At 34.8% G+C, this 14,708-nt stretch carries 17 protein-coding genes, 2 tRNA genes and 1 other RNA gene; 4 read left to right on the top strand and 16 right to left on the bottom strand.

From position 1 onward, the window contains the following. Positions 1 to 9 precede the first annotated feature (9 nt). Positions 10 to 459 (bottom strand): type II toxin-antitoxin system RatA family toxin, encoded by a 450-nt coding sequence (locus tag wTKK_RS02490; protein ID WP_407511871.1) that lies wholly within the window; start codon positions 457 to 459, stop codon positions 10 to 12. A 17-nt stretch (positions 460 to 476) separates the two neighbouring features. Further along, positions 477 to 637, bottom strand: a non-coding RNA gene (gene ssrS, locus wTKK_RS02485) — 6S RNA. A gap of 115 nt (positions 638 to 752) precedes the next feature. On the opposite strand from ssrS, the gene wTKK_RS02480 reads away from it, so the two are divergent. Continuing rightward, positions 753 to 1,337: an MlaC/ttg2D family ABC transporter substrate-binding protein gene (locus wTKK_RS02480; RefSeq protein WP_407511870.1), complete on the top strand. Its 585-nt coding sequence runs from the start codon at positions 753 to 755 to the stop codon at positions 1,335 to 1,337. Beyond that, positions 1,334 to 2,632, top strand: coding sequence for a bifunctional folylpolyglutamate synthase/dihydrofolate synthase (locus tag wTKK_RS02475; RefSeq protein ID WP_407511869.1), 1,299 nt, complete (start codon positions 1,334 to 1,336; stop codon positions 2,630 to 2,632). The genes wTKK_RS02480 and wTKK_RS02475 overlap by 4 nt, the downstream gene beginning before the upstream one ends. Here the strand turns inward: wTKK_RS02475 and wTKK_RS02470 are convergent. The 3 genes from wTKK_RS02470 to wTKK_RS02460 form a co-directional block, all read right to left on the bottom strand. Beyond that, positions 2,620 to 3,015 carry a hypothetical protein gene (locus wTKK_RS02470; RefSeq protein WP_407511868.1) on the bottom strand — a complete coding sequence of 132 codons (396 nt, stop codon included), beginning with the start codon at positions 3,013 to 3,015 and terminating at the stop codon, positions 2,620 to 2,622. The two genes, wTKK_RS02475 and wTKK_RS02470, sit on opposite strands and share 13 nt — an antisense overlap. 1,278 nt (positions 3,016 to 4,293) lie before the next feature. Next, positions 4,294 to 4,710 carry a hypothetical protein gene (locus tag wTKK_RS02465; protein ID WP_407511867.1) on the bottom strand — a complete coding sequence of 139 codons (417 nt, stop codon included), beginning with the start codon at positions 4,708 to 4,710 and terminating at the stop codon, positions 4,294 to 4,296. A 150-nt stretch (positions 4,711 to 4,860) separates the two neighbouring features. Next, positions 4,861 to 4,945 (bottom strand) — tRNA-Leu (locus wTKK_RS02460). A gap of 62 nt (positions 4,946 to 5,007) precedes the next feature. Between wTKK_RS02460 and tldD the strand changes: the two genes are divergently transcribed. After that, positions 5,008 to 6,438, top strand: a complete 1,431-nt coding sequence (gene tldD, locus wTKK_RS02455) for a metalloprotease TldD (protein ID WP_407512215.1) — start codon at positions 5,008 to 5,010, stop codon at positions 6,436 to 6,438. A 451-nt stretch (positions 6,439 to 6,889) separates the two neighbouring features. On the opposite strand, the gene wTKK_RS02450 is transcribed toward tldD, so the two are convergent. The 8 genes from wTKK_RS02450 to wTKK_RS02415 all read right to left on the bottom strand — a co-directional run bounded on the left by wTKK_RS02450 (position 6,890) and on the right by wTKK_RS02415 (position 12,855). After that, positions 6,890 to 7,048 (bottom strand): hypothetical protein, encoded by a 159-nt coding sequence (locus tag wTKK_RS02450; RefSeq protein ID WP_407511866.1) that lies wholly within the window; start codon positions 7,046 to 7,048, stop codon positions 6,890 to 6,892. Next, positions 7,049 to 7,177 carry a hypothetical protein gene (locus wTKK_RS02445; RefSeq protein WP_407511865.1) on the bottom strand — a complete coding sequence of 43 codons (129 nt, stop codon included), beginning with the start codon at positions 7,175 to 7,177 and terminating at the stop codon, positions 7,049 to 7,051. 235 nt (positions 7,178 to 7,412) lie between these two features. Then, on the bottom strand, positions 7,413 to 8,012 hold the full coding sequence (petA, locus tag wTKK_RS02440; RefSeq protein ID WP_407511863.1) for a ubiquinol-cytochrome c reductase iron-sulfur subunit: 600 nt from the start codon (positions 8,010 to 8,012) through the stop codon (positions 7,413 to 7,415). A gap of 94 nt (positions 8,013 to 8,106) precedes the next feature. Then, positions 8,107 to 10,809, bottom strand: coding sequence for a DNA gyrase subunit A (gene gyrA, locus wTKK_RS02435; protein WP_407511861.1), 2,703 nt, complete (start codon positions 10,807 to 10,809; stop codon positions 8,107 to 8,109). 51 nt (positions 10,810 to 10,860) lie between these two features. Then, a tRNA-Val gene (locus wTKK_RS02430) sits at positions 10,861 to 10,933 on the bottom strand. Positions 10,934 to 10,997: 64 nt separating this feature from the next. Then, complete coding sequence (locus tag wTKK_RS02425) at positions 10,998 to 11,864, bottom strand: tetratricopeptide repeat protein (RefSeq protein WP_407511860.1); 867 nt, start codon at positions 11,862 to 11,864, stop codon at positions 10,998 to 11,000. Between the two features lie 68 nt (positions 11,865 to 11,932). Beyond that, positions 11,933 to 12,331, bottom strand: coding sequence for a DUF1284 domain-containing protein (locus wTKK_RS02420; protein WP_407511858.1), 399 nt, complete (start codon positions 12,329 to 12,331; stop codon positions 11,933 to 11,935). After that, positions 12,328 to 12,855: a biotin transporter BioY gene (locus wTKK_RS02415; RefSeq protein ID WP_407511857.1), complete on the bottom strand. Its 528-nt coding sequence runs from the start codon at positions 12,853 to 12,855 to the stop codon at positions 12,328 to 12,330. Before wTKK_RS02415 ends, wTKK_RS02420 begins: the two co-directional genes overlap by 4 nt. Positions 12,856 to 12,951: 96 nt before the next feature. On the opposite strand from wTKK_RS02415, the gene wTKK_RS02410 reads away from it, so the two are divergent. Continuing rightward, positions 12,952 to 13,524, top strand: coding sequence for a nitroreductase family protein (locus wTKK_RS02410; RefSeq protein WP_407511855.1), 573 nt, complete (start codon positions 12,952 to 12,954; stop codon positions 13,522 to 13,524). Positions 13,525 to 13,641: 117 nt separating this feature from the next. On the opposite strand, the gene wTKK_RS02405 is transcribed toward wTKK_RS02410, so the two are convergent. From wTKK_RS02405 to wTKK_RS02395, 3 genes are read right to left on the bottom strand one after another with little or no spacing between them, the layout of a single operon-like run. Next, positions 13,642 to 13,998, bottom strand: coding sequence for a glycoside hydrolase family 5 protein (locus tag wTKK_RS02405; RefSeq protein ID WP_407511853.1), 357 nt, complete (start codon positions 13,996 to 13,998; stop codon positions 13,642 to 13,644). Next, positions 13,952 to 14,359 (bottom strand): cellulase family glycosylhydrolase, encoded by a 408-nt coding sequence (locus wTKK_RS02400; protein ID WP_407511852.1) that lies wholly within the window; start codon positions 14,357 to 14,359, stop codon positions 13,952 to 13,954. Before wTKK_RS02400 ends, wTKK_RS02405 begins: the two co-directional genes overlap by 47 nt. Beyond that, positions 14,343 to 14,639, bottom strand: a complete 297-nt coding sequence (locus wTKK_RS02395) for a hypothetical protein (protein ID WP_407511851.1) — start codon at positions 14,637 to 14,639, stop codon at positions 14,343 to 14,345. Before wTKK_RS02395 ends, wTKK_RS02400 begins: the two co-directional genes overlap by 17 nt. Between the last annotated feature and the right edge of the window lie 69 nt (positions 14,640 to 14,708).

The raw sequence follows: 14,708 nt of genomic DNA, 5'->3' as shown, positions 1-14,708 counted from the left end.
AGATAACTTTTACTCAGCAAGACTTTCTAGTCTGTCTTTGAATGCAGTAATTATTTTATTTTGTGCATATTTATACACCGAGTTTAATAAAGTAGAAAACAAATTGGATTTAAACTCAAATTCTACATAGAACTCTACCATAGTTTTATTTTTGCTCATAGGAGTGAATTTCCATTCGTTGTATAAATTTTTAAATATTCCATTTGAAGAGACAGCTTTTATCCAACTTTCACTTATTCCATTTGGAGCAAGGGAGGTCACTTCTGATGTGTAACTTCCTTTAATGCCATGAAAAGCTGCAAGGAGATCCACAATCATTTGGCTATCAGTTTTTTCTTTTATATAAACAGCTTTGCACCAAGGAACAAAATCAGGATAGTTCTCAACGTCAATTACAACTTGAAACACCCTATGAGATGAACAGAAAAAAACACCTTGTTCTTTATATTGGTGTAACATAAATCTGAATAATAAAAATGGGATCCATATCTACCGTCAGTCTTAGTATACTCCTGAGACCTAAAGTTAAGGTGGGCATCACGTACCAATTTCAATGAAATTAGCAGAGGCAATTCCCTTTATCAGAATTATCGCTCGGGAAATTTAACTTAACTCACAACGTATAGCACAGACCCCTAACAATTATAGATTATTTATATAGAGTATGTCTATGGATATATTAAAGCTAGCGATTATTATTTTGCCTTTGTTAAATTTTGCATTCTAAGTATCATAGCTAATAAATATATCTTATGAATGTTATTAAGCTCTTAACCATTTTTACTTTAATATCCTCAAGTGCTTACGCGAGTTGTATAGGTCACAAAACTTTTGTGCTTGCCATGAAGCAGCAAGTAGATAATACGTCTATGAAAGGGAATAGAAAAAATTCAGAACATATACACGAAAAGCTTCGGAAGATCATTCAGAATAATGTTAACCTCAAAGAAATATCTCGATTTGTAATGGGGAAATATTGGAATTTATCTACTCAGAAACAAAAAGAAGAGTTTCTAAAAGAATATGAAGTATATCTCGCGCGCTTGTGCGCTAAAATTTTGTATAAATACATAAATAATAGTGAAATGATCATAATGAGTACAAGAGCAGTTGACGATGAAACTTGCCTGATAGGAACAAGATTTTCTTATAGTGACGAGGAATTTACAAATATTGACTTTAAAGTTACTAAAAGTGACAGTTCTTTCTTAATAAACGATGTTGTAATGAGTGGAATAAGTATTGCTATTAATCAACGTTCTCAATTTAGTGAAAAGATCGACACGAATGGCATGGCAAGTGTAATAGATGAATTAAAACGTAACAATAATTTATGATATACATGCCTCATTGGCCTAAGCTGGTTGGCAGTAGGCCAAAGGATTTTTCTCTTGATCGCATAAAAATCTTTCTAAATAAATTGGGTAATCCCGAGAAAAAAATACCGCCAATAATTCACATAGCTGGCACTAATGGCAAAGGATCAACGCTATCGTTTATAAGATATATAATGCAAGCAGCAGGGTATAAAGTTCATACGTACACTTCTCCACATTTAGTGAATTTTAATGAGAGAATAGTTGTTGCAGGCAATGATGTCGATGATAGTGAATTACATAACTCACTGGAAGAATGCCGTATAGCAGTTGCGGAACAACCTATCACTCTATTTGAGGCCGCAACAATTGCAGCTTTCTTGGCTTTTGCTCGCCATAAAGCGGATATTACTTTAGTTGAGGTGGGTATGGGTGGAAGGCTTGATGCAACAAATGTTATAGATAATCCGATTCTAACGATCATCACTTCCATTGCACTTGACCATACAGAATATCTTGGTCCTACCGTAGAAACCATAGCAGGTGAAAAGGCTGGAATAATGAAACCTAATGTTCCTTGCGTAATAGCACCACAAGAAAAATCTATAACGAACACATTAGAACATCATGCAATAAACAAGAAATCTCCTCTGTATAGAGGAGGACTTGAATGGAATTGCAAAAAACAGAATAACAGGATGGTCTTTCAATCGACTATTCAATCAATAGAATTTTCTTTGCCATCTTTAAAAGGAGACCATCAAATAATCAATGCAGGAAACGCAATTGCAGCATGTAGCATTTTGAGTGGGAAGTATGGATTTAATATTGGAGAAGAGGATATTGCTTCAGGTTTACAGAGCACTTATTGGCCTGCACGGCTAGAGTCTATAAAAGAAGGTAATTTAATTTCTTTATTACCAAAAGATTGGCAATTATTTCTAGATGGTGCACACAACAGTGATGGTGCCAGAGTGTTAGCTGGGTGGATAAAAGACAATTTTGCTGAAGGTGTTTATACGATCTTTGGTGTCACTCGCAATAGAAATGTGGCAGAGTTCTTAGAGCACTTAAAGCCATACATCAAACTACTATGCGCCGTTTGTGTTAAATCTGAACCTAAAGCAACAAGTACAGATTTAATCAGAGAAAGAGCTCATAATATAGGAGTAAATGCTATTGAATGTGAATCAATCAGAGATGCTATATCAAATCACATACTAAAAGCTTCTATACAAAACGTCAAAACCATACTAATCTGTGGCTCGTTATTTTTAGCCAGAGATTTGAGTATGGAGAATAATCAACCTACTTGATGAGCCGAGACGTTAAAAGCACCATCAGGATTTACAATGCTGCTTGGCTTTTCGGTTAATGCTCCTATAGATACATTTTGTTCATCACCTATTCCTTCAGTTTTTACAAGATTTACAACTTTTCTCTCGCAGATTTCACTTGCTAAGTGTAGTAATAAACTACAACCTAATAATGCAGCGAATCCGATGATTATTTTACTGTTTAAGCAACTAGATTGGTACTGTAACACCAAACCTGCTATTAATAAAATAGGAGGGAGATAACTCGAACATTGGGAAGTAAAAATGAAATATTTAAATCTTTTGCTTTTTAATATTTCTTCCCGTCTCTCTTCTTGATCTAAATTTTCAACTTGTTCCCGTTGAGAATTTTGCAAGTCCACAGCTTCTTTAACTACAGAAGCTATCAAATAACCAGATAAGAAAAAAAGTTGTAACAAATGTTATTAGGCTCGCACTAAACAAAATGCCAGGTGCATCAGTAAAATTAGCAGCCTTATATAGCTTCAACCCCAAGTAAATATACGACACTAATGACGAGACGGACAGTAGGAATCTTACTAAACTAAAAACAAAATAATACTTTGTACGCTTATCATTCTGACCTTGCTGAATTGACTGTAAACACCTTTTCCATTCCTCAGGAATGATTAATCCCTGATTCTTCCACTTAGTGGTTTAATATATTGCAAAAGTGCTGCTTTATTTCTGTTAAAGGCCTGCATTTTTTCATCGCTACCTCCTGGTTTATCTGGGTGACACTTTCTTGATAACCTTCTATAATTTTTACTGTTATATTAGATATTTCTAAGAAGTTACGACCTTCTACTTCTTATACCTGAATGCCTATCTCTTTAAATAAACTTTCATTATAATTATATTCTCTTTTTCTTAACTTATACCCCATATCCCCACCTAATAAATTAACTAACTATTAATACTTTATAATATATAAATTTCCAAATCATTTCATTCATGCTTATTGTATGAATTATTTCTTTCACGACTGCCATGATAAGTGTATGAAAGTTATCACTTAGTGCATAATAGCGCTTCAATGTTTAGGGTTACAGTTTTCATTGGTCATTTGAGTAACTCAAATCAGATTAATGCCAGTTCTATCTATCTTGTTACTTAAGTAGCCTCTATTTCAGCACAGGAATCTACTTTATAGTGATGTCATTCAAGTATCTGACATTGATTCCTTTATGATGCTGTTATCCCAGTGCTAGACACTGGGATCTAGTGAATTTTACGAGTATAAAAGTAATGTTAAAATACAATGTTTCCGATGATTATGAAAAAGCTGGATTCCAGCGTCACGCGCTGGAATGACACCTTTTTAAATTACTTTCTTAATAAATATCAAGAAATTTACCAAAAAAAAGGCAAAACCCCCCAGCAGTGAGTTTTGACCCTATAATAATGTAAATTGGCGTTATAATAATGTGCTAACTCTTATTTTAGGCGCGATTTGGTTAAATGTAGAAAAAATTTAAAAGGCATACAGCCGCTATAATTTTTATGTAATTTGCCAATAAATATCTGATTTTTTAACGAGTTTTGCTGTTAAATCCGCGGATATTAAAAACAAGGATAAATACTATCGCTAGTGTAGTAAGGGAGATGGCGTAATTTGTCAAGTTAAATAAGCTAAGTTATTAACATGTAATAATGCAGGGAGCTATTGCAGATTGAATGTTCACTAGCTTTGAGGTTTTGGTTTCATCTATTTGCGGCTGACTAATCATAGTTCGAATGAAATTGTTTGCCATAAAGGTACAGCCTAGAATAGAAAAAGCAACGGAAATAAAGGGGATAATAGGAAATTCAAGAGGTAATATAGATGTAATTCCTCCTATTAAAAATGAAACGTTAGATGTAATGTCGAGGCAGATCTTCATTAATTTATCTTGCCAAGAGGTATCGAGTTGCTTATTAAGGCCACACTGCCTTAAATGATCATTTAATGACCATATATTCAAAGCAAGCGAAAGTTCACCTAGCATAGTGCTGACAATAGTACAGTACAAGCTTAAGGAAGAAATATTTAGGGCTAATGCTGCTGTATACCCCATCAAAGAAACAATAGATAGTGCAGTAACCAAGTGTTTTGAATAAGTTCGTATTTTCTCCTGTAAATAAGCCTCTCTTCCTCATAACTCACAAACTTAGCAGCAAACGCACATTATATCATAACATTAGTTGACTTGAAAATCAATACAGAGTACCCGGGAGAAGACTTGAACTTCCACAACTTGAAAAGTTACTAGCACCTGAAGCTAGCGCGTCTACCAATTCCGCCACCCGGGCTTTTTGTGATTTACCATGTTAAAATAAAATAATATACTCAAGTAGTTTTTAGCTCAAAGGTGATGCCAAATCTAGATCAAATATTTTTTACTCAGAACAATGTGAATATTAATAATATATATAAAATAGTCAACAACGCTTTGAGCAATAGTGATGGTGGTGAGCTGTTTTTAGAGTTTTGCCAATCAGAATCCCTAATTTTTGATGATAATATATTAAAACATATGGATTTAAATATCAGAAGAGGATTTGGTCTAAGGTCTTTTTGTGAAGATAGTACGTCTTTTGTTTGCTCTTCTGAGATTAGCGAAAAAGAAATTAGTAAAGCTGCTTCTATGGTAAAAAGTTCAGCATCTTTAAGCAAAACAAATTCAGTAAACTTAAATGAGGAGGCAAAAAGCCTATATTCAACGATTAATCCCATAAATGAAATGGATCTGAGCTCAAAAATTAAACTACTCAATGAGATTAATGAGTATGTAAGGTCGAAGAATAACTGCGTGAAGCAGGTAAAAATAACTCTAAATGGAGAATGGCAAGTTGTACAAATAATAAAAGATGATCACAGGTTAAGCGATATTAGGCCTTTGGTACGTTTTAATGTACTAGTCATCGTAGAGAAAAATGGCCGAGCCGAGAGAGGTTCTGCAGGGCACGGTGGAAGAGACTCTTATAGTAAATTTGTTTCTGAGAAGAAGTGGAAAGAAGTTGCAAACCAAGCGTTAGAGCAAGCGCTAGTAAATCTTGAGGCAATTCCATCTCCGGCTGGAGAGATGACAGTTGTTTTAGGTTCAGGTTGGCCAGGAATATTATTGCATGAAGCTGTAGGTCATGGACTTGAAGGTGATTTTAACCGTAAAGGGATCTCTGCATTTTCAAATTCTATGGGTAAACAAGTGGCAGCCAGTAACATTACTGTAATTGATGATGGAACTCTGCCTAATTTGCGTGGTTCTATTAGCATAGACGATGAGGGTGCTTTACCTGGCTATAATGTGCTTATAGAAGATGGAATTCTAAGAGGATATATGCAAGATCATATGAACGCTAAACTTATGGGTGTAAATCCAACTGGTAATGGTAGAAGAGAAAGTTACAAAGAAGTTATTATGCCACGCATGACAAACACCTATATGTTGCCAGGAAAATATACACCAGAAGAAATAATATCCAGTGTAAAGAGAGGCCTATATGCAGTAAGTTTTGGTGGTGGACAAGTTGATATAACATCAGGAAAATTTGTTTTCTCATCTTCGGAAGCTTACCTAATAAAAAATGGTAAAATTACACAACCAGTCAAGGGAGCAACGCTAATTGGTGATGGGCCAACAGTGCTAAAAAAAGTATCAATGATTGGTAATGATCTAAAGTTAGATCCTGGTGTTGGTACGTGCTCAAAAGACGGGCAAAATGTACCTGTTGGAGTTGGTCAGCCAACACTCAAGGTCGATGCAATAACTGTTGGTGGAACTGAATATGTAGATAGGGGCTAAGCGAACTCAGCTCATGCTGTACGATTGTACAAATATTGTAACCATTATTCAAGTAGCTCATATAGATGCAAAAACTACTTAACAAATTTCTCTGCCTTCCTTGCCATAACGTGCATAACGATCTCACAAAAAATAATATCATAGAATTCAATAGGTGGTCTTTCAAAATCCTTAAGGAAAGTAAAATACTGTTTAAATAGGCCGATATAGATGGTTTTACGATATAACAAAATTATTATAAACAAGATACTTATAAACTCTAGCAAATGAATTTATGAGTTTAGTGGTGTTAGGAATACCTGGCTCTTTTATGTGAATTGACATTCTCAATAACCTGCTCTAGAGATAGATTATATAATTTTGACAAGGTTCTTGGCATGTGATATTTTTCCCGAATATAGGGAATGGTATAAATGACTTTATATCTATATCCAGCTCTAGGGGAAGATCTTCAATGTTTACGTCCATACCTGATAAAGGATATTCTATGTCCATGTGCAGCTTTGGGGGATAGTTCTACTTTGAAGATTTCTTTCACTTTTACTATTGCGACTCCCGATTCCACTGAAATCACTCTTTCCCTTAATTCATATTGATATGTTGACTCCATTTATCCCTCACTTTCAACCTTTTCTTGCTTTACCATATCTCTTCCCCTCTTGTCTCTATCTTTATGTATTAAGCTATATAACTCAAAATCTTGATAAAATGCAGAAAAGTTTTTTAATTTCAGCTCCATCCTCGAAGAGTTAGAAAATAACTTTAAGCAAGTTAGTCAGCATTTTTCTGACGCAAAGGAACAAGTTTTAAATTTAGCTATCAACTCTGAAGATTTGGCAGGCAAGTTTCTTAATTATCACCCGAATATGTGCATAGTATAAAATTAGCTTGATAGACTTCAAGAGCTTTGCCTATGAAGTCAGTGTGCTTCTTGAAATGGAGTATACTTTTATTACTTTAATTATAAAAATCCGTTAAGCCTTCTTGCCAATTACTACAATATTTTCACTTGGAAAAAAGTAGTCAGGTATGGCCATGTTTTTTGGTGCAGGACCGCCAATTACTCGGCCTGATGTGTCATAATACGAACCGTGACAAGGGCAGAACCAACCGTTGCCGTCTTTCGTAGCGTGATCAACTGGTACACATCCAAGATGGGTACATATTCCAATCATAATTAACCATTCATCTTTCCCTTTGTATACTCTTTTTTCATCTGATTCAGGATCTCTCAAATTTTCTGCATTTATGGCTCTTGCAGCCTCAATCTCTTGTTTTGTGCGCTTGCGGATAAATACTGGCTTACCTTGCCATTTTACCTTTTTTCCTTGTCCTTCTTGAATATCAGATAGATTAACCTCAACCGTAGACATCGCTAAAACCTCAGCAGAAGGACTCATAGACTCAACCAATGGCCAAAGACCGTTTGCAGCTCCTATACCTGCCATGGCACATGCAGTTAATGTGATAAAATCTCTTCTACTCTTATTTTTGGCAAAATCTTTAACAAGAGATATTTTTTTATTCTTCTCATTAGTCAATGATTTTTTATTTTTAGTTAACTTCTTATCCATCTATCTCTACTTGAACATAGACATATATTCTAATTTAAATACTATAGATTAATCAATAGAAATTTGCACTATTTGCTTAACCTTTGCTATACAGTTAAGAAGAAACAGAGTTTTCAATTTCGGAAATACTATCTTCAGTGGAATCAGGATCCTCAATTTTCGCTACTGACACCACCTTTTCTCTACTCTCTGTTTTAAACAGAGTGACTCCTTGAGTGCTACGTCCTGCAATTCTGATATCATTTACTGAAATACGAATTAACTTTCCTTTATCTGTAATAAGCATGATATTATCACCCCGTTCAACTGGAAAGCTAGCAACAACATTACCGTTTCTATCGGTAGTAAGGATATTTGTAATACCAACACCACCTCTATTTGTTACCCTATACTCATACGCAGAAGTTCTTTTACCAAAGCCATTTTCGGTAATAGTTAATATAAACTCCTCATTCACTGCAAGTTTTAAGAATAATTCGTTATCTATTCCTAAATCATTCAAAGTCCTTTCCAATTTAGAATCAATGGAGTTATTAATCGCAGCCCCCAGTCTTTTTGCAAGTGGAACTTTTAAGTAAAGTTCTTTTGTTTCTGTTGCTACACCTATCCCATTTAATATGGTCATGGATATCACGCCGTCATTCTTTGCAAGTTTGATACCTCTTACGCCATCTGAATTGCGACTTTTAAATTGACGCACATCACTCACAACAAATCTGATACTTTTGCCGAATCTTGTTGAAAGAAAAACATGATCAATTTCATTGCATACTTTAACTGATATTAACTTATCTCCTTCATCGAGCTTGATTGCTATTTTTCCATTGCTTGGAATATAGTGAAAATCCGCTAAAGAATTGCGCCTTATGTTCCCATGAGCAGTAGCAAAAACTATGTTTTGATTTTCGTCATTTTCACTTGGTAATGGCATTATATTAGTTATAGTTTCACCATCGCTAAGCGGGAATATATTAACAAGTGCTCTTCCACGTGCAGTTGGCTCTGCAAGAGGTAACTTATAAACTTTTAATCTATAAACTCGGCCAATATTAGAAAAGAATAAAAGGCTAGTATGGGTATTCCCAACAAATAATTTTGTGGTTACATCCTCTTCTTTTAATCCTTGTCCTAGCTTTCCTTTTCCACCACGACGCTGAGTTCTATAATGAGAAAGCTTCACACGCTTAATATAACCATTCATAGTTACGGTTATCACCATATCCTCTTGTGGAATTAGATCTTCAGCTTCAATATCCGTATCTGATTCCTCTATTGAAGTTTTTCGCGGCACAGCAAATCTGTTCTTTATTTCTTGTAGATTGTTTTTTATTTCTTTCATCAACTTCTCTCCTGAGCCAAGAAAAGCGATATATTCTTTTATCAGGTTGATCATTGAACTTAGCTCAGCTTCTAATTTGTCTTTTTCAAGGCCTGTTAAACGTTGCAATTTCATGTCAAGAATAGCTTTCGTTTGCAACTCAGTTAATCTATACACTCCGTCTTTCAAAAAGCTCATGCTGTCTGAGATTAATCCAATAATTGTGTTTATCTCAGCTGAAGTTTTCCATTCTTTATTTAAAAGTTCTCTACTTGCTTCCGCAGGATCTTTTGCACCACGGATGATTTTTATCACTTCATCTATGCTCAAGACCGCAATGTAGAGCCCTATATATATATGAGCTTTTTCCCTCGTTTTTCTTAGACGAAATTCTGTTCTTCTGATTAATACTTCTTTTCTAAAATCAACAAAAGCAGCTATGATTTCTTTTAATGACATCAAAGCAGGCCTGTTATTGTTGAGGACTAGAGTGTTAACACTAAAACTACTTCTTAGTGGAGTTAGTCCCAATATTTGATTAAGTATAAAACTTACTTCAGCACTTCTTCTAAGCTCAATTACTACCCTAATACCAGACTGATCAGACTCATCCCTAATTTCTGTTATGCCATCAATTCTTTTTTCTTTTACAAGCTCACCTATCTTCTCAATTAATTTTACTTTATTTACCTGGTAAGGTATTTCATCAATCACTATTGCTTGCCTATCTTGTGTCAGGTCTTCCATGTGAGTCTTGCCTTGCACAAAAATTGATCCACGACCCGTTGCAAATGCTGATCTTATTCCAGACCTTCCAAGAATCGTTCCCCCAGTTGGAAAATCCGGCCCTGGCATCACTTCAAGTAACTCATCCAAAGTAACTTCAGGATTATCTATATATAACATACAAGCATCTATTATTTCTCCAAGGTTGTGAGAAGGAATATTGGTTGCCATACCAACTGCAACACCGCTTGCACCATTTACCAATAGATTCGGAAATTCTGCAGGCAGTACAACAGGCTCTGTTTCATTTCCATCATAGTTTGGCCTAAAATCAACTGTATCTTCGTCAATATCATTTAGTAAAAAATGCGACACTCTGTGGAGCCTTGCTTCTGTATATCGCATTGAAGCTGGCGGATCTCCATCTATCGAACCAAAGTTACCTTGCCCATCAATCAGTGGTAAAAGAAGAGAAAAATCTTGAGCCATCCTGACCAAGGAGTCATAGATAGCCATGTCGCCATGTGGGTGATATTTTCCCATTACATCCCCGACTATACGAGCTGCTTTTTTATACGGTTTACCGGCATCGAACCCAGCCCTCGACATTGCGTATAATATGCGCCTATGAACAGGTTTAAATCCATCTCGCACATCAGGTATAGCTCGACTTATGATCACACTCATTGCGTAGGAGAGATAAGAATCCTCTAGCTCTTTCACTATTGAAACTGGTACTATGTTGTCTTGCATTTCCTATACTTTGATTGAAATAATCGTAATATTAATATTCAGCTAGGCTAATGGGCAATGACAGACTTGAACTGCCGACCTCCTCGGTGTAAACGAGATGCTCTACCAGCTGAGCTAATTGCCCCTCTAGATATAATTCTAGAGTTCAATGTTGTTGTTGTAAACAAAAATAGCGATACAAGCAACTATTATGGAATCGCTGGGTGCGCATTATGGAGTTGTATAAATTTTAGTCTTGCTGCTACCTTGTATAAAGGTATTCTTTCACTTGCATTTTTTGACATGTTCAACAACTTTGAATAACATGCTGTGGCATTTTTAAAATCTGAGAGCTTATCTAGAATAACAGCTAAATTATAGGTATAAAAAATATTATTTTGATCTAAAGAAGTTGCTGCTTTCATATATTCTTTAGCTTTTACGTAATCCCCTTTTTTCATATAGATCAAACCTAAATTTGCTGATAAAGGGGCGCTATTTCTGAGTGTATCATACAATTTCAACATTTCACTCAATGCTAAATTAGGATCATATTGTGAGATTATCGTCAGAAAATTCTTTAATACATAAGGGTTGCCAGGATATTCTTTTAACAGTCTTGTGTAAATCTCTACAGCTTTTTTAAATTCTTTGTTAGCGTAATAGATATTCCCTAGTCCAATTAAAGCACTTTCATGATAAGGAAATCTTGCAATAATCTGATTGAGGAGAGAAGTAGCTGTTTCACTATCTCCTAACTCAAAGGAATCTCTTGCTTTTTTTAAAATAGAGTATATATCAAAATTCTTTCCAGAATTATGAGAAATTTTGATGTTAAATTTGTCACTTTTTCTCTCGAGAACATCAAGATCTTTATATTTTTTATCATCTTTTATATGCTTGACAACACTATCAAAGACCTCCTGTATCTCCAAATTTTCACTAGCATAGGTAACAGAAGACCTCCATAAAATCACAAAGCAAATTAACATGCAGACAAAGATAGATCCTAGTATTGTGGCATTGGCTGCAGAGCGTAACCAGTAAATCTTATTTCTTTGAACTATACGCGACACATTACAAATTCATAAATGCTAAATTACTTATCTAATATAATAATAAAGATATTATTAATTGGCAGATACTATTTAGAATGAGTTAAAAGAGCACTTCTACACATTCCATATGGTTGCCAATTACACTCCTCACATGCGTAGTCAAATTTCTCTAAAGACATTTTCTTTCTAATTTTTTTGACTGCTTCACTCCAGGTCAAAATCTCGCCAATTTTTATTCCTAAAATTTCCATATGTCTTCTATCTAGCTCTAAAACTTTAGCTTGTGTGGTACATTTACCTTGTTTAGTCTGGTTTGGGCAAACACTGCAAATAGTGTCAAGATTATCAACTACTTCGATTTTAGTATTAGGATCACTAATTACTTTACTTGCTATCTTTTTGTAATTTTCTACAAAGCTCTGAGAATATCCATACCCTTGAAATGCAAGAGTGCACATAAAATGATGAGGACGAAACCTTATCACTTTTTCAAATACTGCAAAGCTGCTACAAGTAGAAAAATTTTTACCAAACCAGGAAGGATGAATGGTAAAACACCTACCATTATTGCTTGTTTCAGACCCACGTAAATAGTAAGCCAACTAATACCACAAATCAAGACTACGACTGTACCCACCAGACAACTTAAAGAATTACACATAAATGATTTATGTTTAGAGTTCAGTAATTCATTTACTCTGCTCATTACTACAACAGCAACTAAACAGCCAATCAAATATCCACCTGTTGGCCCGAGAAAAATGTGATGACCACCAGAAAAATTCGCAAAAACAGGAAATCCTGCTGCACCAAGTGATAGATATGTAAGCACAGAATAGAATGCTGTTCTGCGGTTAAATTTAAGCCCAACAAGCATTAATCCTAAAGTTTGCAATGTGATAGGCACAGGCTGCAATGGTATGCTTATTTGAGCCATCAAGAATAAAAGTAAAACACAAGACAATATTTCAGCCAGTGTTGACCTACTGCTTGATTGTGTTATAAACATATCTTCCCAATAAAAATAACTTACTAAATGTAATATATGTGTATAAGAGGTTTTGCAATTTAAATTTTGCTTATATTGCGCTACAATGAATTGTTTATGCACTATTTAAAAACGATGAGTAAACAAGATCTATTATCTTTGATGAAAGAAAGACACAGCGGACGTTCATACGATCCTACAAGAGCAATATCTCAGAAAGAAATGGATATTTTAATAGAAGCTGTAAGGCTCACACCCTCATGTTTTGGTGATGAACCTTGGCGATATGTGATATGCAACAAACAGAACAATCAAAGCGCATGGAAAAAATTGCTCGGTTGTCTTGATGAATCTAATCAAAAGTGGGCAAAAGATGCACAAATACTAATTATATCTCTAAGCGCTAAGAACTTCCGCAAACAAGGTAAAGGAGAAAATTTTTGGGCTAAGCATGATACTGGTGCAGCAAATTATGCACTTATGCTGCAGGCTGCAGCTATGAACTTAGTGGCTCATCAAATGGGTGGATTTGATAGAGATAAAATAGTTAAGAGATTCAATATACCTGATGATTTTAATGTAATGTCAGTGATAGCAGTTGGTTACGAAAAAGAGGGTGCTGAAGTCAAAGAAAAACAAAGAAGATCAATAAAAGAAATATTCTTTTATGACGAATGGCCAGCGAGCTGACTTGACCATTTTTCTCTTAATATCTTAAAAATTGAACTATTTGGCAAATAATTTTTTTTCATCCTACCCTCTTCAATTGCTTGCCAATCTTTCCACGATAATTTCTTATTTCCAAGTTCATAGTCCATCCCATATATCTTCTCGAAAGCCATAAACAGCAAAATGCCAATTATATTCATTAAAAATAGAAGTAAGATCTCGAAAATAGTGCTCTAATCCTTTTGAGCAGCGGTGCCCGCCAAACTCTCCAGCAAGGATCTTATAATCTGGTATATTATACCTCTTTTGGAAAATTTTTACATGTTCTATATATGATTTTAACTTATCTTTACTCCAATACTCTACTTTTTTTGCATCAAAAGATTGAACATGTCCAGGGTAGGCGAAGTTACCTTGGTTTAATTTTAAGTTTGTATAAGCAAAGGGCTCATATATATGAAATGAATAAAGAACATTTATCACTAACAGGTTCAAATTTGTTAAAAGTATTAGAGTCAGCATAACTGCTGCTATCAAGTATTATTGGGGTATCTGAGTCAACTTGGCGGATACTGTTTACCACGTTGCTATAAAAGCCAAATAGATTCTTCTGAACTTTGCTTTGTTCTACGTTATAAATAGCCGATTCTGCAGTATTATAAAGCCTTTCTGGATGCGGTTCATTTAAGATATTATATCCAACAATAGCAGGATGATCTTTAAGCTCTTTCGCAAGATCTTGCCAAAATTTTGCTGCTTGTTTTTGAAAAGCTTGATCTGACCATAAACGTAAATCATCTTTATCGTGATTATTTTGCTTCCATCTAGATCCAGGTAAGCTAAGCATCGTTAACACTACTGGTATTTTTTGTTGATGAAAAGTATCTAAAACATCTTTCAGAACTTTCAGGTCTTTGGAAAATCAGGCCCGGATAATTGTCTGCATTGCCTAATAGGGAGTAAAGTTGCGTAGTTTCAAATTTGTCAGGAGCAAGACGAATAAAACCAATTTTGTATTCCTTTGCTGCTTTGATTAAGTCACTATCAACTTTTCTATTGAAAACATTTGCTCCCTTTCTAACTCCAGTGTGCCAAAAGAGCATTTTGCTGTTCTCCGGTATTGACTTAGCACTCACATTACAGAAAACTATAGAATACAAAACAGCTGTAATTAGAAGAAAAATTTTCACTTATATAATTTTGCT

It is taken from the genome of Wolbachia endosymbiont of Trichogramma kaykai (assembly GCF_045765165.1).
Taxonomy (GTDB): domain Bacteria; phylum Pseudomonadota; class Alphaproteobacteria; order Rickettsiales; family Anaplasmataceae; genus Wolbachia.
Note: the sequence above shows the minus strand (reverse complement) of the source record. Positions and strands in the feature narration are given on the sequence as shown.